The organism is Streptomyces sp. NPDC006872 (genome assembly GCF_040635845.1).
GTDB lineage: Bacteria > Actinomycetota > Actinomycetes > Streptomycetales > Streptomycetaceae > Streptomyces.
The window spans coordinates 634,308-660,869 of record NZ_JBEYIL010000004.1 but is presented as its reverse complement, the minus strand read 5'-3'; the positions used below and the strand labels follow the sequence as shown (position 1 = coordinate 660,869).

20 protein-coding genes are annotated in these 26,562 nt (G+C 70.1%); 3 read left to right on the top strand and 17 right to left on the bottom strand.

Translation table 11 applies throughout. The annotated features are described in order from the left end of the window. The first annotated feature begins 144 nt into the window (after positions 1 to 144). Entirely contained in the window at positions 145 to 1,527 is a 1,383-nt protein-coding gene (locus tag ABZ725_RS15885; protein ID WP_358803250.1) for an L-serine ammonia-lyase, read from the top strand. Between the two features lie 66 nt (positions 1,528 to 1,593). On the opposite strand, the gene ABZ725_RS15880 is transcribed toward ABZ725_RS15885, so the two are convergent. The 9 genes from ABZ725_RS15880 to ABZ725_RS15840 form a co-directional block, all read right to left on the bottom strand. After that, positions 1,594 to 2,196, bottom strand: a complete 603-nt coding sequence (locus ABZ725_RS15880) for a sarcosine oxidase subunit gamma family protein (protein WP_358803249.1) — start codon at positions 2,194 to 2,196, stop codon at positions 1,594 to 1,596. Continuing rightward, positions 2,189 to 5,404, bottom strand: coding sequence for a sarcosine oxidase subunit delta family protein (locus ABZ725_RS15875; RefSeq protein ID WP_358803248.1), 3,216 nt, complete (start codon positions 5,402 to 5,404; stop codon positions 2,189 to 2,191). Before ABZ725_RS15875 ends, ABZ725_RS15880 begins: the two co-directional genes overlap by 8 nt. Before the next feature lie 19 nt (positions 5,405 to 5,423). After that, on the bottom strand, positions 5,424 to 6,656 hold the full coding sequence (locus tag ABZ725_RS15870) for a sarcosine oxidase subunit beta family protein (RefSeq protein ID WP_358803247.1): 1,233 nt from the start codon (positions 6,654 to 6,656) through the stop codon (positions 5,424 to 5,426). Between the two features lie 31 nt (positions 6,657 to 6,687). Further along, on the bottom strand, positions 6,688 to 7,551 hold the full coding sequence (locus ABZ725_RS15865) for a bifunctional methylenetetrahydrofolate dehydrogenase/methenyltetrahydrofolate cyclohydrolase (protein WP_351920387.1): 864 nt from the start codon (positions 7,549 to 7,551) through the stop codon (positions 6,688 to 6,690). Between the two features lie 48 nt (positions 7,552 to 7,599). Beyond that, on the bottom strand, positions 7,600 to 10,038 hold the full coding sequence (locus tag ABZ725_RS15860; protein ID WP_358803246.1) for an FAD-dependent oxidoreductase: 2,439 nt from the start codon (positions 10,036 to 10,038) through the stop codon (positions 7,600 to 7,602). Between the two features lie 193 nt (positions 10,039 to 10,231). Then, positions 10,232 to 11,212, bottom strand: coding sequence for an ABC transporter substrate-binding protein (locus tag ABZ725_RS15855; protein ID WP_351920382.1), 981 nt, complete (start codon positions 11,210 to 11,212; stop codon positions 10,232 to 10,234). A gap of 13 nt (positions 11,213 to 11,225) precedes the next feature. Continuing rightward, complete coding sequence (locus ABZ725_RS15850; protein ID WP_358803245.1) at positions 11,226 to 13,244, bottom strand: ABC transporter permease subunit; 2,019 nt, start codon at positions 13,242 to 13,244, stop codon at positions 11,226 to 11,228. Further along, on the bottom strand, positions 13,241 to 14,353 hold the full coding sequence (locus ABZ725_RS15845) for a glycine betaine/L-proline ABC transporter ATP-binding protein (RefSeq protein WP_358803244.1): 1,113 nt from the start codon (positions 14,351 to 14,353) through the stop codon (positions 13,241 to 13,243). The genes ABZ725_RS15850 and ABZ725_RS15845 overlap by 4 nt, the downstream gene beginning before the upstream one ends. Before the next feature lie 20 nt (positions 14,354 to 14,373). After that, positions 14,374 to 15,843 carry an aldehyde dehydrogenase family protein gene (locus ABZ725_RS15840; RefSeq protein WP_358803243.1) on the bottom strand — a complete coding sequence of 490 codons (1,470 nt, stop codon included), beginning with the start codon at positions 15,841 to 15,843 and terminating at the stop codon, positions 14,374 to 14,376. Between the two features lie 228 nt (positions 15,844 to 16,071). On the opposite strand from ABZ725_RS15840, the gene purU reads away from it, so the two are divergent. Further along, entirely contained in the window at positions 16,072 to 16,944 is an 873-nt protein-coding gene (gene purU, locus ABZ725_RS15835) for a formyltetrahydrofolate deformylase (RefSeq protein WP_351920375.1), read from the top strand. A 124-nt stretch (positions 16,945 to 17,068) separates the two neighbouring features. Here purU and ABZ725_RS15830 read toward each other — a convergent pair whose 3' ends face one another. After that, positions 17,069 to 17,905, bottom strand: a complete 837-nt coding sequence (locus ABZ725_RS15830) for a 5,10-methylenetetrahydrofolate reductase (RefSeq protein ID WP_358803242.1) — start codon at positions 17,903 to 17,905, stop codon at positions 17,069 to 17,071. 3 nt (positions 17,906 to 17,908) lie between these two features. Beyond that, the gene (gene betA, locus ABZ725_RS15825; protein WP_351916954.1) at positions 17,909 to 19,585 is read right to left on the bottom strand and encodes a choline dehydrogenase; all 1,677 of its coding nucleotides are present in this window, start codon (positions 19,583 to 19,585) and stop codon (positions 17,909 to 17,911) included. 151 nt (positions 19,586 to 19,736) lie between these two features. Between betA and ABZ725_RS15820 the strand changes: the two genes are divergently transcribed. Then, positions 19,737 to 20,534, top strand: a complete 798-nt coding sequence (locus ABZ725_RS15820; protein WP_358803241.1) for an IclR family transcriptional regulator — start codon at positions 19,737 to 19,739, stop codon at positions 20,532 to 20,534. Between the two features lies 1 nt (position 20,535). Here ABZ725_RS15820 and ABZ725_RS15815 read toward each other — a convergent pair whose 3' ends face one another. From ABZ725_RS15815 to ABZ725_RS15790, 6 genes are all read right to left on the bottom strand, one after another. Next, entirely contained in the window at positions 20,536 to 21,666 is a 1,131-nt protein-coding gene (locus tag ABZ725_RS15815) for an aromatic ring-hydroxylating dioxygenase subunit alpha (RefSeq protein WP_358803240.1), read from the bottom strand. A 117-nt stretch (positions 21,667 to 21,783) separates the two neighbouring features. Continuing rightward, positions 21,784 to 22,944 carry an FAD-dependent oxidoreductase gene (locus tag ABZ725_RS15810; protein WP_358803239.1) on the bottom strand — a complete coding sequence of 387 codons (1,161 nt, stop codon included), beginning with the start codon at positions 22,942 to 22,944 and terminating at the stop codon, positions 21,784 to 21,786. Next, a complete protein-coding gene (locus tag ABZ725_RS15805; protein WP_351916962.1) occupies positions 22,941 to 23,303 on the bottom strand; it encodes a bifunctional 3-phenylpropionate/cinnamic acid dioxygenase ferredoxin subunit in 363 nt (120 codons plus the stop codon). Before ABZ725_RS15805 ends, ABZ725_RS15810 begins: the two co-directional genes overlap by 4 nt. 226 nt (positions 23,304 to 23,529) lie before the next feature. Further along, on the bottom strand, positions 23,530 to 24,162 hold the full coding sequence (locus ABZ725_RS15800; RefSeq protein WP_351916964.1) for an MBL fold metallo-hydrolase: 633 nt from the start codon (positions 24,160 to 24,162) through the stop codon (positions 23,530 to 23,532). After that, positions 24,162 to 25,247 (bottom strand): S-(hydroxymethyl)mycothiol dehydrogenase, encoded by a 1,086-nt coding sequence (locus tag ABZ725_RS15795; RefSeq protein WP_358803238.1) that lies wholly within the window; start codon positions 25,245 to 25,247, stop codon positions 24,162 to 24,164. Before ABZ725_RS15795 ends, ABZ725_RS15800 begins: the two co-directional genes overlap by 1 nt. A 171-nt stretch (positions 25,248 to 25,418) precedes the next feature. After that, the gene (locus tag ABZ725_RS15790; RefSeq protein WP_358803237.1) at positions 25,419 to 26,351 is read right to left on the bottom strand and encodes a terpene synthase; all 933 of its coding nucleotides are present in this window, start codon (positions 26,349 to 26,351) and stop codon (positions 25,419 to 25,421) included. Positions 26,352 to 26,562 lie beyond the last annotated feature (211 nt).

Genomic DNA, 26,562 nt, shown 5'->3' with positions numbered 1-26,562 from the left:
GTCATCGCCCAGACGCTGAAGGCGCCGTCCCCGTTCGCGGAGGCCGACGCGGCGGCGCTCAAGGCCCGGGTCACCGCCCTCGCCGACAAGCACCCCCTCTACCCCGGTCTGTCGTCGTAGTCCTCCCGCTGTAGGAGCTCGTTCATGGCCATCTCCGTCTTCGATCTCTTCTCGATCGGCATCGGCCCGTCGAGCTCCCACACGGTGGGCCCGATGCGGGCCGCCCGCAGGTTCGTCGTCCGGCTCAAGGAGGACGGCGTGCTCGCCCAGACCGCCACGGTCCGCACCGAGCTGTACGGCTCGCTGGGCGCGACCGGCCACGGGCACGGGACGCCGAAGGCCGTCCTGCTCGGGCTGGAGGGCAACGAGCCGCACACCGTCGACATCGTCCGGGCCGGGCACGATGTCGAGCGGATCAGGGCGACCGGGCGGCTGCGGCTGCTGGGCGTCGAGATCGGCGACGCCCAGGAGATCTCCTTCGACGTCGACGGCGACCTGGTCCTGCACCGCCGCAAGGCCCTCCCGTACCACGCCAACGGCATGACGATCCGGGCGTACGACGCCTCGGGGGCGGAGCTGCTGTCGAAGACGTACTACTCGGTCGGCGGCGGGTTCGTCGTGGACGAGGAGGCGGCGGGGGCGGATCGCATCAAGCTCGACGACACGGTCCTGCGGCATCCCTTCCGCACGGGCGACGAGTTGCTGCGCCTGACGAAGGAGACCGGCCTGTCGATCTCCTCGCTGATGCTGGAGAACGAGTGCGCCTGGCGCACCGAGGCGGAGATCCGGGCCGGGCTGCTGGAGATCTGGCGGGTGATGCAGACCTGCGTGGCCGCCGGCCTGTCCCTGGAGGGGATCCTGCCGGGCGGGCTGAAGGTCCGGCGCCGGGCCGCGGTCTCCGCGCGGGCGCTGCGCGCCGCCGGCGATCCGGGGATCCACGCGATGGAGTGGGCGACTCTCTACGCGATGGCGGTGAACGAGGAGAACGCGGCCGGCGGGCGTGTGGTCACCGCCCCCACGAACGGCGCGGCCGGCATCATCCCGGCGGTCCTGCACTACTACATGAACTTCGTGCCCGGCGCCGACGAGGACGGAGTCGTCCGCTTCCTGCTCGCCGCCGGCGCCATCGGCATGCTCTTCAAGGAGAACGCCTCCATCTCCGGCGCCGAGGTCGGCTGCCAGGGCGAGGTCGGCTCCGCCTGCTCCATGGCCGCCGGCGCCCTCGCCGAAGTCCTCGGCGGCTCCCCCGGACAGGTCGAGAACGCCGCCGAGATCGGCATGGAACACAACCTCGGCCTCACCTGCGACCCCGTCGGCGGCCTCGTCCAGATCCCCTGCATCGAACGCAACGGCATGGCCGCCGTCAAGGCGATCACCGCGGCCCGTATGGCCCTGCGCGGCGACGGGAACCACATGGTCTCCCTGGACAAGGTCATCAAGACCATGAAGGAGACCGGCGCCGACATGAGCGTCAAGTACAAGGAGACGGCCCGCGGCGGGCTCGCCGTCAACATCATCGAATGCTGACAGGAAGGCCATGAGGTCGGCTGTGGGAACCCTCGGGGGGCTCCCACAGCCGACCTCGTCGAGGTGTCAGACGTATTCCGTCGCCGCGTCGAGCAGCCAGTCCGTCAGATAGCCGGCGAAGGACGAACGGACCAGTACCCAGAATCCGGCCCTGGGCTCGTCCCGGGCGACCAGGACGACCTGGGTGCGGCCCAGCGTCGTCTGGGCGCAGCGGCCGGCTCCGAAGGCGCGCGGGTGCAGGTCCAACGGGCAGCCGTGGGCCAGCAGGTCGCGGGCGCGGGGGCCGGTGACGAGCAGGGTGGTGCGCTGGGCGGAGACGTCGGTGACGGACACCGGTTCGTCCCCGGCGGCCTCCCGGATCCGGCTCTCCAGGTCCCGTTGGGTCCCCGGCCGGCCCAGCAGCAGCCATTCGTCCGGGCCGAGCCACAGCACGGCCGACTCCCCCGCGTGGACGACGGTGTTGGGTTCGAGGGGCAGTTGGAGGTCCAGTGCGAGGCCGACGGCGTCCGCCGCCGGTCCCTTGGCGTCGAGACGCACGTTGAGCTGGGCCAGGAAGGGGAGTTCGGCCAGCCGGATCGCGCCCCCGGAGGTGCGGGTGGCGGCGGCCAGGCGGCCCGCGGCGTGCGACAGGGGGCTGCGGGGCGGGGCGGTGAGTGCGGTGTCAGCCATCGCGGCGGGCTCCCTCGGGGTCGTAGAGGACGGGGCTTGCGACCGTCACCGGAACCAGCCGGTCGCCCACGGGGGCGTACAGCCGCTCGCCGATGCGGTCCCGGCCGCCCTTGATCAGGGCGAGCGCGAAGGTCCGGCCGAGGGCGGCGCTGCGGTAGCTGGAGGTGACATGGCCGAGCATCGGGACGGGCGGCGCGGGCAGCACGCTGTCGGCGACCAGGTGGGTGCCCTCGGGGAGGAAGGTGCTCGGATCCTCGGGGAGCAGGCCGACCAGGTGCTTGCGATCGGGGCGGACGGCGTCGGCGCGGGCGTAGGAGCGCTTGCCGATGAAGTCGGGCTTCTTCTTCGAGACCGCCCAACCCATGCCGAGATCCTGCGGAGTCACCGTGCCGTCCGTGTCCTGGCCGATGATCGGGTAGCCCTTCTCGGCGCGCAGGACGTGCATGGTCTCCGTCCCGTACGGGGTGATGCCGTACGGGACGCCCGCCTCGTACAGCGCCTCCCACAGGGCGAGGGCCTCCCACGGCGACACATTGATCTCGTAGGCGAGTTCGCCGGAGAAACTGATCCGGCAGACGCGCGCGTCGATGCCGGCGACGGTCGTCTCCCGCCAGGCCATGAACGGGAAGTCGTCGTTGTCGACGGCCAGTTCGGGCGCGAGCGCGCCGAGGACCGCGCGGGACTTCGGACCGACCAGCGCCACGGTGGCCCACTGCTCGGTCACGGAGGTGCAGTGGACGCGCAGTTCGGGCCACTCGGTCTGCAGCCACTCCTCCATCCAGTCCAGCACGGCCGCCGCGTTGCCCGTGGTCGTGGTGACCAGGAAGCGGTCCTGGGCGACGCGGATGACCGTGCCGTCGTCGAAGATCATGCCGTCCAGGCGGCTCATGACGCCGTAGCGGATCATGCCGACCTTCAGGGTGCTCATCATGTTGGTGTAGAGCAGGTCGAGGAAGACGGCGGCGTCGGGGCCCTGGACGTCGATCTTGCCGAGGGTGGAGGCGTCCATGAAGGCGACGCTCTCGCGGGCTGCGGCGCACTCGCGCAGCACGGCGGTCTCCATGTCCTCGCCGCCTCGCGGGTAGTACCAGGGCCGCTTCCACTGGCCGACGTTCTCGAAGAGCGCGCCGTGCGCGACATGCCACTCGTGGACGGCGGTCGTGCGGATCGGGTCGTGCAGCACGCCGCGGTCCCGGCCGGCGAGCGTCGCGAAGGAGACCGGCGTGTAGGGCGGGCGGAAGGTGGTCGTGCCGAGCGCCGAGACGTCCACGCCGAGCAGTTCGGCGACGACGCCGCTGGCCAGGACGCCGGAGGTCTTGCCCTGGTCGTTGGCGGTGCCGGCCGTGGTGTACCGCTTGGTGTGCTCGACGGAGCGCATCCCGGCGCCGGTCGCCCGGACCAGGTCGTCGACGACGACGTCCCGTTGGAGGTCGACGAAGCGGGGCGCGCCCGGGGTGCCGGGGACGACGTACACGTGCAGGGGCGCCGTCGCCTGCGGCTGGGCTTCCGTGGCGGGGAGACGGGGCGCGGCGGCCGGGTAGCCCTCGGCCTCGACGGCGCGTGCGCCGGCGGCGGCGCCCTGGGCGAGGACGGTGGGCAGATCGAGGACGCCGTTCGCGCCGCCCGCGACCTCGACCGCCTGACGGCAGGTGTCGGGCACGAAGGAGCCCAGTGTCTCGTCGTGGCGCAGCTTGCCGCCAGCCTGGCTGAACAGGTGCGCCACCGGGTTCCAGCCGCCGGAGACCAGCAGCAGGTCGGCGGCGAACTCCCGCTGCCCGGTGGACTCCCCGAACGGGGCGACGGTCACGGCGGTGAGGCGCGACTCGCCCTGCGTGCCGGTGACGGCGTGCCCGGTCAGCACCTCGATGCCGGCCTGCCGGGCGCGCTCCGCCCACGCGCCGGCTTCGGCGCGGGTGTCGACGATCGCCGTGACGTCCAGGCCTGCCGCGTCGAGGTCGAGCGCGGCCGCGTAGGCGCTGTCGTTGGTGGTGAAGACGACCGCACGACGGCCGGGCAGGACGCCGTGGCGGTTGACGTAGGTGCGGGCCGAGGCGGCCAGCATCACTCCGGGGCGGTCGTTGTCCGCGAAGGCGAGTGAGCGTTCGTGGGCGCCGGTGGCGAGGACCACCCGTCGGGCGCGGATGCGCCAGACGCGTTCGCGGGAGACGTTCTCGGGGGCGGCCGCGCCGAGGTGGTTGGTACGGCGTTCGACGGCGAGGAGGTGGTTGTCGTCGTAGTAGCCGAACACGGTCGTGCGGCGCAGGACCCGTACCTCGGGGGCCGCGTCGAGCTGCCCGGTGATCTGCCCCACCCAGTCGAGGTGTTCGCCCGTGCCCAGGAGGCTGCCGCCGGGCTCCGGCTGGTCGTCGGTGAGGATGACGCGGGCGCCGCTCCTCACGGCGGCCGCGGCGGCCGCGAGGCCGGCCGGGCCCGCGCCGACGATCAGCAGGTCGCAGTGGGTGTGGACGGCGTCGTAGCGGGCGGGGTCGGGTTCGGTGGCGAGGCGGCCCTGACCGGGGAGGCTGCTCGCGACCAGGCCGTCGTACAGCTCGACCGTGGTCGCGGGGAGCATGGGCTCGGGGAAGGGGGCCTCGATCTGGACGACCGCGTTGGGCTCTTCGACGCCGGCCGAGAAGATGCCTCGCGGGCGGCCGAGCTTGATGCTGGTGCCGGCCTGGATGACGCCGTTGGCGAGGAGGGCGGAGGCGAGAGTGTCGCCCTTGTAGCCCTGGTATTCGGTGCCGTCGAAGGTGAAGGTGAGGGGGGTGTCTCGGTCGACTCGGCCACCCGTGGCCAGGCGGTTCGGTTGGCTGTCGAGCCGTGCGGGAGGCTCCGCCCGCAGGCCGCCGATCGGCCCTGAAGGTGCCTCGTCCTCAATCGCCGGACGGGCTGGTGATGCCGGACGCGGCTGGGAAGTGACCGGCTGAGGCGCCACAGTCGCCGGACGTTCCTCCCCCGCCCGATACACCGTCAGGATCTCGTTCGTCGACGTGTCCCGTACCGCGTTGAACCAGCGGCGGCAGCCCGCCGCGTGGGTCCAGCGTTCGGCGAACGGGCCCTTCGGGTTGTCGCGGAAGAACAGGTACCGGGCCCACTCCTCGTCGGTGAGGGACGCCGGGTCCTGCGGATAGGGCACGTGCGCCTGGCCGCCGTAGTGGAACTCGGCCTCGTCGCGGGGCCCGCACCAGGGGCAAGGGATGAGCAGCATGGTTCGACTCCCTGGTGGACTAGTGGGCCACCGCGGCCGCGCCGTGCTCGTCGACGAGCGCGCCGGTGGTGAAACGGTCGAGCGAGAAGGGGGCGTTGAGGTGGTGAGGCGTGTCGTGGGCGATGGTGTGGGCGTAGACCCAGCCGACGCCCGGGGTGGCCTTGAACCCGCCCGTGCCCCAGCCGCAGTTGAGGTAGAGGTTGTCGACCGGCGAGAGGCCGACGATGGGCGAGGCGTCGGGGCTGACGTCGACGATGCCGCCCCAGGTGCGCAGCACATGGGCGCGCGCGAAGACCGGGAACAGCTCCAGGGCCGCCGACATCTGTTCCTCGATGATGTGGAAGGCGCCTCGCTGGGTGTACGAGTTGTACGAGTCGATGCCCGCGCCCATCACCAGCTCGCCCTTGTGCGCCTGGCTGACGTACACATGGACGGCGTTGGACATGACGACCGTCGGGTGCACGGGCTCCAGCAGCTCGGAGACCAGGGCCTGCAAGGGGTGGCTCTGCAGCGGGAGTTCGATGCCGGCCATGGCGGCGAGGACCGAGGTGTGACCGGCCGAGCAGAGCGCGACCTTGCCCGCCGCGATGGGGCCCAGGGTGGTCTGCACACCGACCACCCGCCCGCCGACGATGTCGAGGCCGGTGACCTCGCAGTTCTGGATGATGTCGATGCCGGCGGCGTCCGCGGAGCGGGCCAGGCCCCACGCCACGTGGTCGTGCTTGGCGATGCCGGCGCGGGGCTGGTAGGTGCCGCCCAGGACCGGGTAGCGCACGTCGGGTGAGATGTTGACGATCGGGCAGACCTCTTTGACCTGCTCGGCGTCCAGCCATTCCGCGTCGACGCCGTTGAGGCGGTTCGCCTCCACGCGGCGCACGCTGTCGCGGACGTCCTGGAGGCTGTGGGCCAGGTTGAGCACGCCGCGCTGGGAGAAGAGGATCGGGTAGTCGAGCTCCTCCGCCAGTCCCTCCCACAGCTTGAGCGAGTGCTCGTAGATGCCGGCGCTCTCGTCCCACAGGTAGTTGGAGCGGATGATCGTGGTGTTGCGGGCCATGTTGCCGCCCGCGAGCCAGCCCTTCTCCAGCACCGCGACGTTGGTGATGCCGTGGTTCTTGGCGAGGTAGTGGGCGGTGGCCAGGCCGTGGCCGCCGCCGCCCACGACGATGACGTCGTAGCTGCGCTTCGGCTCGGGCGTGCGCCACAGCCAGTCGGGGTGCTCGGGGAGCTCGGCACCGGGGGTGCGGGGGCTCATCGGACGTCTCCGTCCTTCACGAGGGACAGGTTCATACGGTGTTCGCGTTCCTCTCGGCGGCCTCGACGACGTTGGCGAGCAGCATGGCCCGCGTCATGGGTCCCACTCCTCCGGGCATCGGCGCGATCCATCCGGCGACCTGGGCGGCGTCCGGGTGCACATCGCCGACCAGGCCGCCCTGGTCGTCGCGGGTGATGCCGACGTCCAGGACCGCCGCGCCGGGGCGCAGCATGTCCTTGGTGATCAGCCCGGCCGAGCCGGCGGCGGCGATGACGATGTCCGCCTCGCGTACATGCCAGGCCAGGCCCTTGGTGCCGGTGTGGCACAGGGTCACGGTGGCGTTCTCGGAGCGGCGGGTGAGCAGGAGTCCGATCGGCCGTCCGACCGTGATGCCCCGGCCGATCACGCACACCCGCGCGCCGGCGAGCGGGACGTCGTGGCGGCGGAGCAGTTCGACGATGCCGCGCGGTGTGCACGGCAGCGGGGCCTCGACGCCCAGGACGAGCCGGCCGAGGCTGACGGGGTGCAGACCGTCGGCGTCCTTGGCCGGGTCCATGCGCTCCAGCACGGCGCCCGCGTCCAGGTGGCGCGGAAGCGGGAGCTGGACGATGTATCCGGTGCAGGCGGGGTCGGCGTTGAGTTCGTCGACGACGTCCTCGACCTGCTGCTGGGTGGCGTCGGCGGGCAGGTCCCGGCGGATGGAGGCGATGCCTGCCTGGGCGCAGTCGCGGTGTTTGCCGGCGACGTAGGCGCGGCTGCCCGGGTCGTCGCCGACCAGCACCGTGCCGAGGCCCGGCGGGCGAGCGCCGTCGGCCGTCAACTTGGCCACACGATCGGCGAGTTCGCGGCGAATCGCGGCAGCGGTCGCCTTGCCGTCAAGCACTTGTGCGGTCACCGACCGTACTCCTTCCAACGGGCCTGAGCGGTGCGGGGCGTGGGGAACTCAGCCACGGAGACGGGACATCGTCGGATCGAACAACGGCTCCTCGGCCACGACCGCCGCCACGCGCTGGTCGAAGTAGCCGATGTGCAGGGTCGTCCCGGGCGTGGCCAGTTCGGCCGGGAGCCACGCATAGGCGATCCCCTTGCCGATGGTGTAGCCGTAGGCGGCACTGGTGACGTAGCCGACCGCCCGGTCGCCGTCGTACACCGGCTCCTTGCCCATGACGACCGACCGCGGGTCGTCGATGGTGAGGCAGGTCAGCCTGCGCCGTACGTCCGTCTTGCGGCGCTCCAGCGCGGCCTTGCCGATGAAGTCGTCCTTGTCGGCCTTGACGGCGAAGCCGACGCCGGCCTCGTAGGGGTCGTGCTCGTAGGTCATGTCGGTGCCGAAGGAGCGGTAGCCCTTCTCCAGGCGGAGGCTGTTGAAGGCGCCGCGGCCGGCGATGACGCCGCCGAGGGGCTGCGCCGCCTGCCACAGGGTGTCCCACAGTTTCAGGCCCTGGTCGGCGGTGGTGTACAGCTCCCAGCCGAGCTCGCCGACGTAGGACAGCCGCATCGCGGTGACGGGGACCGAGCCGATGTAGGCGCGCTTGGCGCGGAAATACTTGAGGCCGTCGTTCGAGAAGTCCTCGTCCGTCAGGGGCTGGAGGACCTTGCGGGCGAGCGGGCCCCACAGGCCGATGCAGCAGGTGCCGGGGGTGATGTCACGGACCTGGACCGTGCCGTCGGCGGGGAGATGGCGGGTGAACCAGTCGAGGTCGAGGTTGCCGTTGGCGCCGACCTGGAAGAGGTCGGGGGCCAGCCTGGCGATGGTGACGTCGCTGCGGATGCCGCCGTCGTGGTCCAGGAGGAGGGTGTACGTCACCGAGCCGACGGACTTGGTGATCTTGCCGGTGCACAGCCGGTCCAGCAGGGCGCCTGCGCCGGGGCCGGCGACCTCGATCCGCTTGAGGGCGGTCATGTCGTACATCGCGACGGTCTCGCGGGTGGCCTGCGCCTCGGCGCCGACGATGGGCGACCAGTACTGCGCCGCCCAGTCGTTGGGGGTCGGGATGTTGCGGCCCTCGACCAGCCCCGCGTTGGCCTCGTACCACTGCGGGCGCTCCCAGCCGTTCGCCTCCAGGAAGAAGGCGCCCAGCTCCTGCTGGCGGGCGTGGAAGGGGCTGGTGCGGATCGGGCGCGGGTCACCGGACGGCTGGAGCGGGTGGAGGATGTCGTAGACCTCCTCGAAGTTCCGGCAGTCGCGGGCCAGGACGTACTCCGGGGACAGCTGGTGCGGCTCGAAGCGGTTGACGTCGCATTCGTGCAGGTCGAAGGAGGAGCAGTGGCCGTCGACCAGCCATTCGGCCATGGCCCGTCCGACGCCCGCGGAGTGGGTGACCCAGACGGCCTCGGCGACCCAGAAGCCCTTGACGTCCGGGGACTCGCCGAGCAGCGGGAAGTTGTCCGTGGTGAAGGAGAACAGGCCGTTGATGCCCTCCTCGACCTTGGCCTCCTGCGTCGCGGGGAGCAGGGACCGCGTCTCGGTCCAGGCGTCCTCGAAGTCCTCCTCGGTGAACTTCAGGACCGACGGCATCGCCTCGGCCTCGTCCACGGAGAGGATGTCGTCGACGGAGACGGGCATCGGGCGGTGGCCGTAGTAGCCGATGCCGATGGCGTCGAAGCGGTCGCGGTAGTAGAGGTCGGCGTCCTGGTGGCGCAGGATCGGACGCACCGCTTCTTCCGGCTGTCCGGCGAGCGCCGGTACCGGGCCGGTCCAGGCGAGCTGGTGGGCGAGCGGGGTGAGCGGCAGGTTCATGCCGACCATGCGGGCGATCTTCTGGCCCCAGATGCCGGCGCAGCACACGACGATGTCGGCGGGGATCTCGCCCTGGTCGGTGCGGACGCCGGTCACCTCGCCGTCGGCCCGGGTCACGTCGAGGACCTCGTGGCGGGCCAGGAAGCGCACGCCGCGCTCGGTGGCCCGGCGGATCTGCGCCTCGACGGCGAGGACCGCCTTGGCGAGGCCGTCGGTGGGCACCAGGAGGCCGCCGAGGACCCGGTCCGGGTTGACCAGCGGGTGCTGCTCGACGCATTCGTCGGCGGTCAGCAGACGGGCTTCGATGCCCCAGGCGGTGATCCAGCCGTGGCGGCGCTGGAGCTCGGTCAGGCGCTCGGGGGTGGTCGCCACTTCGAGGCCGCCGACCTGGAGGAAGCAGGGCTTGCCGTCGACGTCGAGGGAGCAGAACTTCTCGACGGTGTAGCGGGCCAGCTCGGTCATGGTCTTGGAGGAGTTCGTCTGGAAGACCAGACCCGGGGCGTGCGAGCTGGAGCCCCCGGTGGCCGGCAGCGGGCCCTGGTCGACCACGGTCACATCGGTCCAGCCTCGCGCGGAGATCTCGTCCGCGAGTGCCGCTCCAACGACGCCCGCTCCGATGATGACCACTCGGGGTCCCGCCATCGCCGCACCTCCGGTTCAGTTGCTCTCTACGCAACGTGATTCAGGTTGCGCAACTCAATGTGCCTGTCGTGCAGGTGGGTGTCAAGAGGGCCCGTGACGCAGGAGGACGGCCTCGAAAAACGCCCCGGAAAACAGCGATGCCCGGTGGGCGGTGCGCACGAGGCACACCGCCCACCGGGCATCCGCGACCGGCCTACTTGATCCAGGCGTCCACCTTGGCGCGGTTGGCGTCGACCCACTTCTTCGCCGCCGCCTCGGGCGTCATCTTGTCCACGGCGATGTACTTCGCCACGACGTTCTGGTCGTCGTTCGTCCAGTTGAAGTTCTTCACCAGGTCATAGGCCGGGCTGCCCGACTTGGCGAACTTCGCGCTGACGATCTTGTCCAGGTCGTACTCGGGGTAGTCGCACGCGATCTTCTCGGCGTCGGCGTCGCAGCCGGCCGTGTACGCGGGCAGGTTCACCTTCACCAAAGGCACCTCGGAGAGGAACCACTGCGGCTCGTAGAAGTAGCCGATCACCCATTCCTTGTTCTTCTCGGCCTTCCGGTAGGCCTGGATGAGCGCGGTCTCGCTGCCCGCGTACACCACCTTGAAGTCCAGCTTCAGGTTCTTCACCAGGGCTTCGTCGTTGGTGACGTACGACGGGTCACCGTCGAGCAGCTGACCCTTGCCGCCCGACTCCGAGGTCTTGAACTTCGCCGCGTACTTGTTGAGGTTCTTCCAGTCGGTGATGTCGGGGTAGGCCTTCGCCAGCCACGGCGGCACGTACCAGCCGATGATGCCCTTGTTGCCGGTCGAGCCGGCCTCAAGGGCCGTCTTCTGCCCCTCGACGTACTTCTTCTTCAGATCGTCGTGGCCCCAGTTCTCCAGGACGGCGTCCACCTCGCCCGTCCCGAAGCCCTGCCAGGCGATCTCCTCCTTCAGGTCCTTCTTGGTGACCTTGCAGCCGAGGTCGTTCTCCGCGACGTACGCGACGACCGCCGCGTCCGCCTCGTAGCCCACCCACGGGTTGACCGCGAGGTTGAAGGTGCCGCACTTGGCGGAGCTGCCCGAGCTGTCGGATCCCGAGGAGCTGCTGTCCCCGACCTTCGCACCGCCGCAGGCGGTCAGGGTGAGCCCCAGAACGGCCATGCCGGCCGCGCCGACTCTCCACTGTTTTGCTTGCCTTGCCATGGTCCGTAGCTCCTTACGCGCTGGTACGCCGCGCCGCTGCCTGAGTGATCCGGTCGAACATGACTCCGAGAAGGACGATGGCCAGCCCAGCGGCGAGCCCCTTCCCGTACAGCTGCCCCTGCGAGAAGCCGGCCACGACGTCGTAGCCGAGGGCGCCTGCGCCTACCAGGCCGCCCACCACAACCATCGACAGCACATAGATCAGGCCCTGGTTGGTCGCGAGAGTCAGGGCGCTGCGTGCCATCGGCAGCTGAACCTTGGTGATGATCTGCCAGGTGTTGCACCCGGCGGAGGTGGCCGCCTCCACGGTGGTCGCGGGCACGTTGCGCACCCCGTCCGCGATGATCTTTATCGCTACGGGAGCCGCGTAGACGACCGCGGCGACGATCGCCGTGAAGCGCGTCGCACCGAACAATGCGAGGAACGGCACGAGATAGACGAACGGCGGCATGACCTGTGCCGCGTCGAGGGTGGGCCGGATGAGCCGGTCCGCGAGCGGACTGCGCCCCATCCACACCCCCACGACCACGGCCAGCAGCATCGTCATGACCGTGGCCACGAGCGTGGACGCCAGGGTCGTCATGCTGTCCGACCACACACCGGTCGCCAGGAGCAGCCCGACGCACACCGCCGTGGTCACCCCCGCCCGCCAGCCGCCGAACACCACGCCGAGCCCGATCAGGACCGCGCCGACGAGCCACCAGGGCGAGTCGGTGAGCAGCGACTGGAACGGGTTGAGCAGGCCGTTGGTGAGGGCGTCGCGGAAGGCGTTGGTGAGACCGGACAGGTTGTCCTGCACCCAGGTGCTCGCGGTGTCGGCGGCGCTCGCGACGGAGCTGCCGACACCGCCCTCGCCGGGGAACTCCGCCGCCCACACGTAGGTGTGCGAGAGGTAGACGAGGATCGCGGCGACCGCCGCCCCCGCGACCACCAGCTGGCGTCGCCGGGCGAGGAGCGGGCCCGCCGAACGCCGGGCCGCCTCCTCCCGTACGCTCGCCGCGGTCGTGACCCGGTCGAGGACGATGGCCATGACGACGATGGCGAGGCCCGCGTTGAAGGCCGTACCCACGTCGAGCGACTGGAGTGCCTGCATGACGGTCTTGCCGAGGCCGGGCGCGTCGATCAGGGCGGCGATGGTCACCATGGCGAGGGCGGCCATGATGGTCTGGTTGACGCCCATGACGACGGTCCGCTTGGACATCGGCAGCAGGACCTTCAGCAGCGACTGCCAGCGGGTCGCGCCCAGCGAGTCGGCCGCCTCGACGGTGGTCTCCGGCACGGTCCGGATGGCGTGCGCGGTGATACGGATCGTCGGCGGGGCCGCGTAGATGACGGTGGCGATGGTCGCGGACGCGCCGCCGATGAGGAAGAACAGGGTCAGCGGGGCGAGGTAGACCATGGTGGGCATCGTCTGCATGAAGTCGAGGAACGGCGTCATGATCCGGTTGACCCGGTCGGACAGCCCCGCCCACACGCCCAGCGGGATCGCGAACAGCAGCGCCACGAACACCGCGCACAGGACCAGCGCCAGGGTGTCCATGCTCTCCTGCCACAGGCCCTGGAGCCCGAAGAAGGTGAACCCGGCGACGGTCAGCAGCGCCACCCGCCAGTTTCCGACCGCCCAGGACACGAACCCGGCGATCCCGACGACCCCGAGCCACCCGATCTGCGGCAGCGGACGGGAGTCGGAGGGCTGGGAGATCAGATGCTGGACGAAGGTCACCAGGTTGTCGATGACCAGGCGGATCTCGTTGAAGAAGTAGAGGAAGAGCGGGTTGGAGTTGCGGTTGGCGCCGATCGAGTCGTTGACGTCGTTCAGCCACCGGTGCAGCCCGGTGAGGTCGGCCGCCGCGAGCGTCAGGGTGTTCGTGCCGCGCAGTACGGCGAACAGCACCAGCCAGACGACGAGGATCGCGCCGACCACCATGCGCCGGCTGACCTGCCGTACGGCGGCGACGGGCGCGGCCTCGGGCACGGCGTCCTCGGGCCCGGGCGGCTCGGGCGTCGGGGGTTTCTCCACGGCGACGGTCATCGCGCGTCGCCGCCCTTCTGGACCGGGAGATCCCCGCCTCCGGCGACCACGGCGAGGATCTCCTCGTCGCCGACGATGCCGAGCAGCTTGCCGTTCTCGACGACCTTGACCGGCTTCTCGGCGGCGAGCACGGCCCGGGTGGCCTCCCGTACGACGACGTCCGGCCCGAGTTCGGGCCCGTCGAGGGCGTCACCGTCGGCCGGCGGGCGCATGATCCAGCGCAGGGTGAGGACATCGGCACGCGGCACGTCCTTGACGAACTCGCGTACGTAGTCGTCGGCCGGGGCGCCCACCAGCTCGTCGCCGGTCCCGCACTGGACCATCTTGCCGTCGCGCATGATGAGGATGCGGTCGCCCAGCTTGAGGGCTTCGGACAGATCGTGGGTGATGAAGACCATGGTCTTGCCGACCTCGTGGTGCAGTCGGATGACCTCGTTCTGCATGTCCCGCCGGATCAGCGGGTCGAGGGCCGAGAACGGCTCGTCGAAGAAGAGGACGTCCGGGTCGCCCGCCAACGCCCGTGCCAGACCGACGCGTTGCTGCATGCCACCGGAGAGCTGGTCGGGGTAGGAGTTCTCGTATCCGGAGAGACCGACCAGCTCAACGACCTCAAGCGCCCGCTTCATGCGCTCGGCCCGGCCCATGCCACGTATCTCGAGCCCGAAGCCGACGTTGTCGACGACGCGGCGGTGGGGCAGCAGCCCGAAGTGCTGGAAGACCATGGAGAACTTCTGCCGCCGCAGCTCGCGCAGCCGCTTGTCGTCCGCGTCCCGGATGTTCTCGCCCTCGAAGACGATCTCCCCGGCGGTGGGTTCGATCAGCCGGGTGAGACATCGCACAAGGGTCGACTTCCCGGACCCGGACAGACCCATGACGACGAACACCTCGCCGGGCGACACGTCGAAGTGCACGTCCCGTACGGCGGCAGTGCATCCCGTACGGTCCATGAGCTCACGTCGGGTGAGCCCGCACAGCTCCTCCGATTCCGGCACCCGGTCGGCCTTCGGCCCGAACACCTTCCACAGGCCGCGCACGGAGATGACCGGCGTGCCGTCCGAGTCCTGGGGTGTGCCGCGCCGCTGCGGCACCTCGGTCTGTACTGGGGTCACGATCGACCTCTTTTCGGCGTTCAGCCGCGGAACCAGCGCTGCGGCCGGGGTTGGATGTTCTGCCAGATGTGTTTGGGCTCTCGGTACTCGGCCAGGCCGGTCGGTCCCAGCTCCCGGCCCACGCCCGAGTGCCCGAAGCCACCCCATTCCGCTTGCGGCACATAGGGGTGGTAGTCGTTGATCCACACCGTGCCGTGGCGCAGCCTCCCGGCGACCCGCTGGGCCTTGCCCGCGTCCTGCGTCCAGACGGCTCCGGCGAGTCCGTACTCGGTGTCGTTGGCGATGCGTACGGCGTCGTCCTCGTCGGCGAAGCGCTCCACGGTGAGCACGGGCCCGAAGGACTCCTCGTGGACCACGCGCATGTCCTGGCGGCACTCGTCGAGGACGGTCGGCGGGTAGTAGTGGCCGTCTGCCAGAACCGGGTCGTCGGGTCGCGCACCGCCGCAGCGCAGTACGGCGCCCTCGGCGAGCCCGGCGGCCACATACGCCTCGACCTTGTCCCGGTGCGCCGCGGAGATCAGCGCGCCGGTCTCCGCATCGGCGTCGAAGGGCCCGCCCAGGCGGATCTGCCGTGCCCGGCGGACGACCTCGTCGACGAAGCGGTCGTGCAGCGAGTCCTCGACGATCAGCCGGGCGCCGGCCGAGCAGACCTGCCCGGAGTGCAGGAAGACGGCCGTGAGAGCGAAGTCCACGGCCGTCTCGAAGTCGGCGTCGGCGAACACGACGTTGGGGTTCTTGCCGCCGAGTTCCAGGGCCACCTTCTTCACGCCCGCCGCGGCGGTGGCCATGATGCGTTTGCCGGTCTCCAGGCCGCCGGTGAAGGAGACCATGTCGACGGCCGGGTCCTCGGACAGCGGTGCGCCCACCTCGGGCCCGGCGCCCAGGACCAGGTTGGCGGCGCCCGCCGGGAGCCCGGCCTCCTCCAGCGCCCGCATCAGCAGGATCGAGGTGGAGGGGGTCAGCTCACTGGGCTTGAGGACGATCGTGTTGCCCGCCAGGAGGGCGGGCGCGACCTTCCAGGACGCCTGGAGCAGCGGGTAGTTCCAGGGGGTGATGAGGCCGCACACGCCGATCGGCTCGTACACGACACGGCTCACGGCGTCGTCCCGGCCGGTGTCGATCACCCGGCCGGCGTCGGTGCCCGCGATGCCGCCGTAGTAGCGGAAGCAGGAGACGACATCGGCGATGTCGTACTCGCTCTCCACCAGGCGCTTGCCGGTGTCCAGCGATTCGGCGCGGGCGAATTCCTTGGCGTCGCGCTCGAGGATGTCGGCGGTGCGCAGCAGCAGCGCGCCCCGCTCCCGCTCGGGGGTGCGCGGCCAGACTCCCTCGTCGAAGGCGCGGCGGGCCGCGGCGATCGCGGCCTCGGCGTCGGCCCGGGTCCCTTCGGACACGGTGGCCGAGAGCGTTCCATCGGCGGGACATCGAATTTCCCGGCGCCCGCCGGCCACCGGCTCCCGCCATTTCCCGTCTACATACAGGTCTGCCACGCGCCTAGCCCTTCAAAGCCCTTGAACCGAAAATGCGTTGCGCATCATGCAATCAATTGCTTGTGGTGGAACACCCTGGCGAATGTCCCGACCGGCGTCAAGAGGTTCACCGGTGACGATTCGGCTTTGCGGGCACTTGCCCTGCCGCCCTTGACCTCAGACGGCACCGAGCCGACCATGTTGCGTATCGCTCACCATGTTGTGCAATACGCACCAGCGGAGGCCTGCATGTCCCCTCGACCGCAACCTGGCCGTGAGTTCGTCCTCACCCTCTCCTGCCCCGACAGCGCCGGGCTGGTCCACGCCGTGAGTGGCTTTCTCGTGAGGAACTCCGGCAACATCCTGGAGAGCCAGCAGTTCGATGATCGACTCCAGGGCCGCTTCTTCATGAGGGTCCACTTCGACGTTTCCGATCCAAACGCCGATCTGGAAAATCTGCGTTACCGATTCGGACCCGTCGCCCAGGCCTACGGCATCTCCTGGACCCTCCGGGACGCCTCCACCCCGACCCGGACGCTCATCATGGTGTCGAAGTTCGGGCACTGCCTGAACGACCTGCTCTTCCGGCAGCGCACCGGCTCCCTCAACATCGAGATCCCGGCGATCGTCTCCAATCACCGGGACTTCGAGGCGCTGGCCGACACCTACGGCGTCCCCTTCCACCACGTCCCGGTCACCAGGGACACCAAGGCCGAGGCCGAGGCGCGGCTGCTGGAGCTGGTGCGCGAGCTGGACGTCGACCTGGTGGTGCTGGCCCGCTACATGCAGATCCTCTCCGACGACCTGTGCAAGCAGCTCGAGGGCCACGCCATCAACATCCATCACTCCTTCCTCCCCAGCTTCAAGGGCGCGAAGCCCTACGACCAGGCCTACGACCGGGGAGTCAAGCTCGTCGGCGCGACGGCGCACTACGTGACCTCGGACCTCGACGAGGGCCAGATCATCGAGCAGGACGTGGTCCGGGTGGACCACTCGCTCGACCCCGGCGAGCTGGTCACGGTCGGTCGTGACGTCGAGGCCCAGGTGCTCGCGCACGCGGTGAAGTGGCACAGCGAGAGCCGCGTGATGGTGGAGGGCAACCGCACGGTGGTCTTCCGCTGAGCCCCATTGCATACGAACGCCGGACGGGTGGATCCAGCCCGTCCGGCGTTTTGAGCAGGCCCCTTCAGGGCCGAAAGGGGCCGAAGGGGGGTCTGGGGGGCTGGGGGCACAGCCCCCGGCATGCTCAGCCGGTCAGCCGCTCCAGCACGGCCCGCCGCCACGCCTCCGTCTCGGCGATCTGGTTGAACGTGAACAGGTGCAGCCCCGCCACCCCGGCCGAGGGCGCGGTGAGGGCCCCCTCGGCACGCGCCAGCAGCCGCTCCGGCGAATACCCGCCGGGCGTGGCGAAACGCAGAAACCACGACGCGTGCTTCGTGAGGAAGCGCGTCGACTCCCCGACGCCGATCTTCGTCGCCATCGACAACAGCTTCGCCCGCTGCACGGGCCCGGCGACGCCCACGTACAGGGGCAGGGTGACGTCCCGCTGTCGTATACGGGCGATCCACTCCCCCAGCACCCGAGGGTCGAAGCACAGATTGCTCACGATGTTCGTGGCGTGCGCGCGCTTGTCCCACATCGCCTGGATCGTGACGTCGTCGTGGATGAGGGGATGGCTCTCGGGATAGCCGGTGACGCCGACGTGCGCGAAGGGCCTGCCCAGCTCGCTCAGCCGGCGCAGCACCGGCAGCGCCCCGTCGTAGGCCCCGGCGGGCGGGTTCGCGTCGCCCGCCGGGACGAAGACGTCGTCCACGCCCGCCTCGCGGAGCCGGCCCGCGACGTCCTGCAGATGCGCGTCGTCCCGCAGCAGCCGCGCGGGCACGTGCGGGACGACGCGGTAGCCGTGCGCCGCGAGCCGGCCGGCCAGGTCGAGGGTCGGTTCCAGGCCCTTGACCGGCGACGCCGTCACGGTGACGACGACGTGGCGCGGGACATGGGCGAGGACCTTGTCCTCGGTCGCCCCGGCGGGCAGCACCTCGTAGCGCACACTCTCCAGCAGCGCCCTCAGCCCGTGGCCGGCCAAGGTCTACCCGGCCTGCTTCTGGGCGTCGCGGTGGCGGTAGTACGCGGCCTTGGAGGCGGGCAGCGGCTCCTTGCCGAGGATCAGGTCGGCGGCCTTCTCGGCGACCATCATCACCGGCGCGTAGATGTTGCCGTTGGTGACGTAGGGCATGACGGACGCGTCCACCACGCGCAGGCCCTCCACGCCGTGCACCCGCATGCTGGTCGGGTCGACGACGGCCATCTCGTCGGCGGAGGGGCCCATCTTGCAGGTGCAGGACGGGTGCAGGGCCGTCTCGCCCTCCTTGGCGACCCAGGCGAGGATCTCCTCGTCCGAGTCGACCTGCGGGCCGGGCGAGACCTCCCCGTCGTTGTAGGGGGCCATCGCGGGCTGGTTGAGGAGGTCGCGGGCCACCCGGATCGCCTCGACCCACTCACGGCGGTCCTGCTCGGTGGAGAGGTAGTTGAAGCGCAGCGCCGGGTGTTCGCGCGGGTCCTTGCTCTTGATCTTCACCGAGCCGATGGCGTCGGAGTACATCGGTCCCACGTGGACCTGGTAGCCGTGGCCGCCGGCCGGCGAGGAGCCGTCGTAGCGGACCGCGATGGGCAGGAAGTGGAACATCAGGTTGGGGTACTCGACGTCCTCGTTGCTGCGGGCGAACCCGCCGGCCTCGAAGTGGTTCGTGGCGGCCGGCCCCTTGCGGAACAGCCACTGCAGGCCGATGAAGGGGGCGCGCCACTTCGCCATGTACGGCTGCATGGAGACCGGCTGCTTGCAGGCGTACTGGACGTACACCTCCAGGTGGTCCTGCATGTTCTCGCCGACGCCCGGGAGGTCGTGGACGACGTCGATGCCGAGGGCGCGCAGCTCCTCGGCGTTGCCGACGCCGGAGAGCTGGAGCAGCTGCGGGGAGTTGATCGCGCCGCCGCAGAGGATGACCTCCTTGGCGCGGACCTGCTGGAGCGCGCCCTTGCCCCGCTGGTACTCGACGCCGACGGCGCGCTTGCCCTCGAAGAGGACACGGGTGACCAGGGCACGGGTCTTGACCGTCAGGTTGGGGCGCTTCTTCACGGGCTTGAGGTACGCCTTCGAGGCCGACAGCCGGCGTCCGCGGTGGACGTTGCGGTCGAACTTGGCGAAACCTTCCTGCCGGTAGCCGTTGACGTCGTCCGTGGGGGCGTATCCCGCCTCCTCGGTGGCCTTGAGGAAGGCGCCGAAGAGCGGGTTCGTGGCCGGGCCGCGTTCGAGGACGAGCGGGCCGTCGTGGCCGCGGAACTCGTCGTCCGGGTCGGCCGCGAGGCAGTTCTCCATCCGCCGGAAGTAGGGCAGACAGTGGGCGTAGTCCCAGGTCTCCATGCCCGGGTCGGCCGCCCAGCGCTCGTAGTCCAGGGGGTTGCCGCGCTGGAAGATCATGCCGTTGATGCTGCTGGAGCCGCCCAGCACCTTGCCGCGCGCATGGTAGACGCGTCGGCCGCCCATGTGGGGTTCGGGCTCGGACTCGTATTTCCAGTCGTAGAACCGGCTGCCGATGGGGTAGGTCAGCGCCGCGGGCATCTGGATGAAGACATCCCACGGGAAGTCGGACCGGCCGGCCTCCAGTACCAGCACCCGGTTCGCCGGGTCCGCGGAGAGCCTGTTCGCCAGTGCGCTGCCGGCCGATCCGCCGCCGACGATGACGAAGTCGTACTGCAAGGGAGCCATGGTGCCTCGTCTCGCTCGCGCCGTAGATACGCGAGGCATGCTAGTACCGGTAGCGCTATATGCACCAGGTTGCGAACCACGCAACTTAGTGAGCCTTGATTTCCGTCCCGTTACTTGCAAGTGTGTTGTTTACTACGCGTATAGTTTCACTGTGAGCAACTACAGCACTGACCCAGAATCGTCGAATTCACAGGCCGGCGGAGTCCAGTCGGTGGATCGCGCCATCAGCGTCCTGGAGATCCTCGCGCAGCGCGGCGAAGCAGGCGTCAGTGAGGTCGCGGCCGAGATCGACGTTCACAAGTCCACCGCCTTCCGGCTGCTCGGCGCCCTCGAGGCGCGCGGTCTGGTGGAGCAGGCGGGCGAGCGTGGCAAGTACCGCCTCGGGTTCGGCATAGTACGCCTGGCCGGCGCCGTCACGGGACGCATCGACATCACGCAGCAGGGCCGCCCGGTCTGCGAGCGGCTCGCCGAGGAGATCGGCGAGACCGTCAACATCGCGGTCATGCAGGAGCAGTACGCGATCAACCTCTACGAGGTGCGCGGCCCGGGCGCCGTCACCGCGCACAACTGGGTGGGCGAGCTGACCCCCCTGCACGCCACGTCGAGCGGCAAGATCCTGCTGGCCCACCTGCCGGCCAAGGAGCGGGCCGCGCTGCTCGCCGAGGCCGGTCTGAAGAAGTCCACCCCGCAGACGATCACCGCGAAGACGAAGCTCGAGAAGAACCTCGCCGAGGCGAAGGAGCGCGGCTACGCCTGGACCCTGGAGGAGCTGGAGCTCGGCCTGCACGCCATGGCCGCGCCGATCCGCAACCGGGACGGCGAGGTCATCGCCGCACTCAGCGCCTCCGGCCCCTCGTACCGCTTCACCGAGGAGCGTCTGCACGAGCTGGCTCCGGTGCTGATCAAGGGCGCCGACGAAATCAGCCACCGGATGGGCTACCTGGGCTGAGTCACCCCTGAGGGGTGCCCAGACGCTCGTTCACCCAGTCGTGGAAGGCGCCGATGTGGTGCTCGCTGGGGACCAGCACGCCTCCCTTGGCGTACAGCCGGGAGCTCATCCCGGGCTGTGTGCGCTCGCAGGCGTCGAAGTCCTGCACATTGACGCGGTGGAACAGCTCCACGGACCGGCTGACGTCCTTGCCGCTCTCGACGACGTGCGGAAGGTAGAGCCAGTCGCACTCGACGATGGTGCGGTCGGCGGCCACCGGGTACATCCGGTGGAAGATCACATGGTCCGGGACGAGGTTGATGAAGACCTGCGGCCTGATGGTGATCGCGTAGTAGCGGCGGTCCTGGTCCTCGGCGACGCCGGGTATGCGGTCCAGGCCCTCGGAGCCGTCCACGGTGAACCCCTGGATCTCCTCGCCGAACTCCGCGCCGTGCCCGACGTAGTACTGGGCCGCGTAGCCGTCCGCGAACTCGGGGAGCACCTCGGTGAGTTCGGGGTGGATGGTGGCGCAGTGGTAGCACTCCATGAAGTTCTCGATGATGAGCTTCCAGTTCGCCTTGACGTCGTAGACGATCCGCTTGCCCACCGAGAGGTTGTCGATGTCGTAGCGCTCGATCGACTCGACGTCGCCGAGGCGGCCGATGACCTCCCCGATGACGTCCTCCTCGAAGGAGGGCGGGTTCTCCGCCAGGCAGACCCATACGTAGCCGAGCCATTCGCGGACCGCCACGCTCACCAGGCCGTACTCGGTGCGGCCGACGTCGGGCATCTTGGTGAGGTTGGGCGCCGCGACGAGCTTGCCGTTCAGGTCGTACGTCCAGGCGTGGTACGGGCATTGGAAGGCGCGTTTGACCTCGCCGGTCTCCTCCGTGCACAGCTTGGCGCCGCGATGCCGGCAGACGTTGAAATAGGCGCGGACGGAGTGGTCACGCGCACGGGTGACCAGGATGCTCTCGCGGCCGACGTCGACGGTCCGGAAGGCGCCGGGCTTCGCGAGCTCGGAGGAGCGCGCCACGCAGAACCACATGGTCTCGAATATGCGCTCCTGCTCCTGGGCGAAGATCGCCGGATCCGTGTAGGAGGAGCCGGGGAGGGTGGCGATCAGACTGTCCGGCAGACTGGTCGAGGTCACGGTGCACTCCTCAGGAGACGTGGTGGTAGGAGCGCGCCCCATGGGGGCGCGAGGAACTGCGCGACCAGCCACAGCGGTGCCGCAGTGCCGTAGAAAAAGAACGACACGTCACGGCGCTCACAGCGCAGCGTTCAACTGCTTGCGCCAGCGGGTGAACAGCCTCGGCTGATTCATCCCGAGCACGGCGACCGGCTGGTCGGCGCGCCGGTAGACGGCCAGGACATTGCGGTCGCCGGAGGCGCCCTCCTCGACCGTCACACTGTCCGCGCCCGCCGCGGAGCCGGCGAACTGGATCTTCACGCCGTACTGGTCGGACCAGAAGTAGGGCGGCCGGGGCACCCCCGGCTCCACCGCACCCCCCGCCAGCAGTGTCGCGACGGCCGCGGCGGGACGCTCCAGCGCACCGGTCCAGTGCTCGACGCGACGATGCGAGCCCGCGCGGGGGTCGTACCAGTTGGCGCAGTCGCCGACCGCGACCACGCCGGCCAGGCTGGTGCGGCCGTCCGCACCGCACTTGACGCCGTTGTCGAGGGCGACGCCGGATCCTTCCAGCCACTCGACGCACGGTCGAGCGCCCACCCCCACGACCACGATGTCCGCGGGAACGCTGCGACCGTCCTCGAGGAGCACGGCGTCGACGCGGCTCTCCCCGCTCAGCCCCTTGACGCCGACCCCGCACAACAGCCGTACGCCGTGGTCCGCGTGGAGGGCGGAGACGACGGCGCCCATGGTCTCGCCGAGCGGTCCGGCCAGCGGCGTCGGGGCGGCCTCGATCACGGTGACGTCGAGCCCGAGGGCGTAGGCGGTGGAGGCGACCTCGGCGCCGATGAAGCCGCCGCCGATCACCACCAGCCGTCCGCCGCGGCCCAGTTCGTCGCGCAGCGCACGGGCGTCGTCCAGGGTGCGCAGGGTGTGCACTCCGGCCAGACCCTCGGAGCCGGGCAGGGTGCGCGCGGCGGCGCCGGTCGCGATGACGATGCCGTCGGCGCGCAGCGTCCGGCCGTCGGCGAGCCGGACGGCGCGCTCGGCGTGGTCGAGTCCGGTGGCGCGTACGCCGAGCAGCCACTCCGCCGCCAGTTCCTCGTCGTCCGTCTCCAGCGCGAGGTCCGCCTCACCGAGGGTGCCGGCCAGGAACTCCTTGGACAGGGGCGGTCTGTCGTAGGGGCGGTGGAACTCGTCCCCGATGACGACCAGACGACCGTCGTACCCCTGTTTGCGCAGTGAGCGCGCCGCCGAGAGCCCGGCGAGCGAGGCTCCCACCACGGCGACGGTCCTCACGCGGGACCCCCGGCCAGCCGGGCCGAGATGCACGGCGGCAGGTTGGGGGCGTCCGTGGACAACCGGACGTGGATCATGCCGTCCTCGACCACGACCTCATGGGTGCGGACGGGCAGCTTGGCCGGCGGGGAGTCGACCGCGCCGGTCCTCAGGTCGAACTTCGAAGCATGCAGTGGGCATTCCACCTCGCAGCCCTCCAGCCAGCCGTCGGCGAGCGAGGCGTCCTGGTGGGTGCAGGTGTCGTCGATGGCGAAGATCTCGCCGTCGTCGGTGTGGAACACCGAGACCGGCGGATCGATGTCGAGCCGGAAGGCCTCACCTCGCGGGAGATCCGCGAGTCGGCACGCGGGAATCATCATGACACCTCGGTGCGTATAGCGAAACGGATTGCGGTAAGCGCAACATCAGTCTGAGGTCGCCCCGAACCCTTGTCAAGGCGTCCAGAGGGCCCGCGGAGCGGCCTCTTGCTGTTTCTCATCACACAACGCTGTGCGCTATGCGAAACGCAGACGAGGACAGCAAATGCACGCCCACCTCGCCGGACCGCAGGTCGGGGAGGGGGCGTGCACAGTGCGGGGGCGACGGTCAGAAGCCCCGGTCGATCCACTCCTGAAGGTGCGGGGCCTCGGCCGCGATCGTGGTCGTGTCCCCGTGACCGGTGTGCACGACGGTGTCGCCCCCCAGCGTCAGCAGCCGGTGCCGGATGGACTCCACGATCGTCGGGAAGTCGCTGTACGACCGTCCCGTCGCCCCCGGTCCGCCCGCGAAGAGCGTGTCACCGCTGAACAGGGCCGCCAGGTCCGGCGCGTACAGACACACCGCGCCGGGGGCATGGCCGGGGGTGTGCAGCACGGTCAGCTCGATGCCGGCCACGTCGAGGACCTGGCCGTCGGCGAGTTCGCCGTCGGGCATCCGGTCGGGGTGGGTCTGCTTCCACAGCGGCAGGTCGTCGCCGTGCAGCAGGATCGGGGCGCCGGTGCGCGCGGCGAGTTCGGGCGCGGCGTCGATGTGGTCGTTGTGGGCGTGGGTGCACACGATGGCGCGCAGGGTGCGCCCGCCGAGGGCCGCGGCGATCGCCTCGGCGTCATGCGCGGCGTCGACGACGATCGCCTCGCTGTCGTCGCCGACGATCCACACGTTGTTGTCGACGTCCCAGGTGCCGCCGTCCAGGGAGAACGTCCCCGAGGTGACGAGATGCTCGATACGGGCGCCGGCCATCAGAAGACCACCACCGAGCGCAGCACGTCGCCGCCGTGCATCCGCTCGAAGGCCTTCTCGACGTCGTCCAGCGCGATGGTCTCGGTGACGAACGCGTCCAGGTCCAGCCGGCCCTGCAGATAGAGGTCGACGAGCATGGGGAAGTCCCGGCTCGGCAGGCAGTCGCCGTACCAGGAGGACTTCAGCGCGCCGCCCCGGCCGAAGACGTCCAGCAGCGGCAGCTCCAGCTTCATCTCCGGGGTCGGCACCCCGACGAGGACGACCGTGCCGGCCAGGTCGCGGGCGTAGAACGCCTGCTTGTACGTCTCCGGGCGGCCCACCGCCTCGATGACGACATCGGCGCCGAAGCCGCCGGTCAGCTCCCGGATCGCCTCGATCGCGTCGGCGTTCCTGGAGTTGACCGTGTGCGTCGCGCCCAGCTTCTTGGCGGTGGCCAGCTTGTTGTCGTCGATGTCCACGGCGATGATCTTCGCCGCGCCCGCCAGGTGCGCTCCGACGACCGCGGCGTCCCCGACGCCGCCGCAGCCGATGACGGCCACGCTGTCGCCGCGTCCGACCTGGCCGGTGTTGATGGCCGCGCCGATGCCCGCCATCACGCCACAGCCCAGCAGGCCGACGGCGGCCGCCGAGGCCGCCCGGTCGACCTTGGTGCACTGCCCGGCCGCCACCAGCGTCTTCTCCGCGAAGGCGCCGATGCCCAGGGCCGGCGACAGCTCGGTGCCGTCGAGCAGGGTCATCTTCTGCTTCGCGTTGTGGGTGTCGAAGCAGTACTGCGGGCGCCCGCGCAGACAGGCCCGGCACTGCCCACAGACGGCACGCCAGTTGAGGATGACGAAATCACCCGGGGCGACGTCGGTGACGCCCTCCCCCACCGACTCCACCACACCCGCGGCCTCATGGCCCAGCAGGAAGGGGAAGTCGTCGTTGATGCCGCCCTCGCGATAGTGCAGATCGGTGTGGCAGACCCCGCAGGCCTCGATCTTCACCAGCGCCTCGCCCGGGCCCGGGTCGGGCACGATGATCGTTTCCAGGCTGACGGGGGCGCCCTTGCCGCGCGCGACGACAGCACGGACCTGATGCGTCATGGCCACTCCTCGGTTGGTGCGAGACCTGAGTCTGATGTTGCTCATTACGGCACACTTCTCATGAGCCGCAACAAGCATCGTGGAGCACCGACCGGGGGTCAAGGATTCGACGCGTGGGGGCTGATCCACGCGACCGTGTTCACGCGACCGCGGGTTCAGGCGGCGGCGGGTTTACGCGACCGCCGTGGCCGCCTCGTGGCGGTCCCCGCAGTGCGGGCAGAAACCGGCGGCGGGCCGGGACTGCACATCGCCCTCCAGCCGATCATGGGTGGGCCCCTGCGGCCCCGTCCGGGGGGTGGGGCGTCCCTCGCGATGATTGTGCCGTCCGGTGAGGGTGTGCCATTCGAGGTTTCCGCGCATCCAGTGCCGCAGTCCGGCGAGGTAGCGGCCGAGTTCGGGCGAGGCGCCGCGCGCGACCTCGGGCTCCAGACGCAGATAGGAGCGCATGAGGCGGTCGTGGAGCTCGCCGGTCGCGTCCATGCTCTGTTCGAGACACCAGCCGTGGCGTGCGGACAGCACGGTGGGCAGGCTGTGGCTGCCGACGTCCGCACTCTCCTTGGCGACCGAGTACAGGTCGTTCACCAGCATGATCATCAAAGAGGCGGCGAGCGACAGCGACCGGACGCCGGGGTCCTCCCAGTCACGGGCGGACAGTTCGTAGCCGCCGACGACGTCGATCAGCGCCAGGCAGGCCATGGCGCCGTTGTACTTGCGATGAGCCAGGTACTCCGCGGGATCGGGAACATGCCCGGCGATACGCCAGGAGTTCTCCGCCGCCATGGCCAGGAATGTGGCAATCGTCTCGTGGCGCAAACGGCCTACTTGCGTCGGCGTGCCGAGGCGTGCCAGGTGGCCTGCGGTCTCGCGGAGCGCATGCGTCACCGGGTCGCCGCCGACGAAGTCCTCGACCGAGGGACAGTCCGGCATCGGGGAGCAGCTCTCCAGCGCGGTCAACGTCCCCGCGAGCTTCGAGGCGCTCAGGGCCAGACGGACGCCTTCGACTCCCTCGTCGCAGTAGTGGTCGTCCGCCGCGAAGAGAGCGGTCATGTTGCGGGCCGCGAGCAACAGGTGATCGTCGTCGACCGCGTCAGGGTGCGTCAACACCGCGAAGGCGCCGAACCGGTACCCGCTCAGCTCGGCCCGCTGCCCCGGAAAGAGACCGAGGCTCTGTGCCCAAGCAACGATTTCTTCGTCTGCCCTGCGAGCCGCCCTCTCGTCGTGGGCGACGGGGAAAGGACACAGGACACTCGGCACGAGCAGTTCCCGAACGAAAGTTTCGCTACTCATACCTATCATAATGCGGCGAATATGCCGC

Excerpts from the sequence above, each read along its gene's own strand:
- ABZ725_RS15800 (WP_351916964.1), bottom strand. The coding sequence starts at position 24,162 with ATGGCCGGCGCCCGTATCGAGCATCTCGTCACCTCGGGGACGTTCTCC.
- ABZ725_RS15880 (WP_358803249.1), bottom strand. The coding sequence starts at position 2,196 with ATGGCTGACACCGCACTCACCGCCCCGCCCCGCAGCCCCCTGTCGCAC.
- ABZ725_RS15850 (WP_358803245.1), bottom strand. The coding sequence starts at position 13,244 with ATGACCGTCGCCGTGGAGAAACCCCCGACGCCCGAGCCGCCCGGGCCC.
- ABZ725_RS15855 (WP_351920382.1), bottom strand. The coding sequence starts at position 11,212 with ATGGCAAGGCAAGCAAAACAGTGGAGAGTCGGCGCGGCCGGCATGGCC.
- ABZ725_RS15870 (WP_358803247.1), bottom strand. The coding sequence starts at position 6,656 with ATGAGCCCCCGCACCCCCGGTGCCGAGCTCCCCGAGCACCCCGACTGG.
- ABZ725_RS15795 (WP_358803238.1), bottom strand. The coding sequence starts at position 25,247 with ATGACGCATCAGGTCCGTGCTGTCGTCGCGCGCGGCAAGGGCGCCCCC.
- purU (WP_351920375.1), top strand. The coding sequence starts at position 16,072 with ATGTCCCCTCGACCGCAACCTGGCCGTGAGTTCGTCCTCACCCTCTCC.
- ABZ725_RS15860 (WP_358803246.1), bottom strand. The coding sequence starts at position 10,038 with ATGGCGGGACCCCGAGTGGTCATCATCGGAGCGGGCGTCGTTGGAGCG.
- betA (WP_351916954.1), bottom strand. The coding sequence starts at position 19,585 with ATGGCTCCCTTGCAGTACGACTTCGTCATCGTCGGCGGCGGATCGGCC.
- ABZ725_RS15885 (WP_358803250.1), top strand. The coding sequence starts at position 145 with ATGGCCATCTCCGTCTTCGATCTCTTCTCGATCGGCATCGGCCCGTCG.
- ABZ725_RS15875 (WP_358803248.1), bottom strand. The coding sequence starts at position 5,404 with ATGCTGCTCATCCCTTGCCCCTGGTGCGGGCCCCGCGACGAGGCCGAG.
- ABZ725_RS15805 (WP_351916962.1), bottom strand. The coding sequence starts at position 23,303 with ATGATGATTCCCGCGTGCCGACTCGCGGATCTCCCGCGAGGTGAGGCC.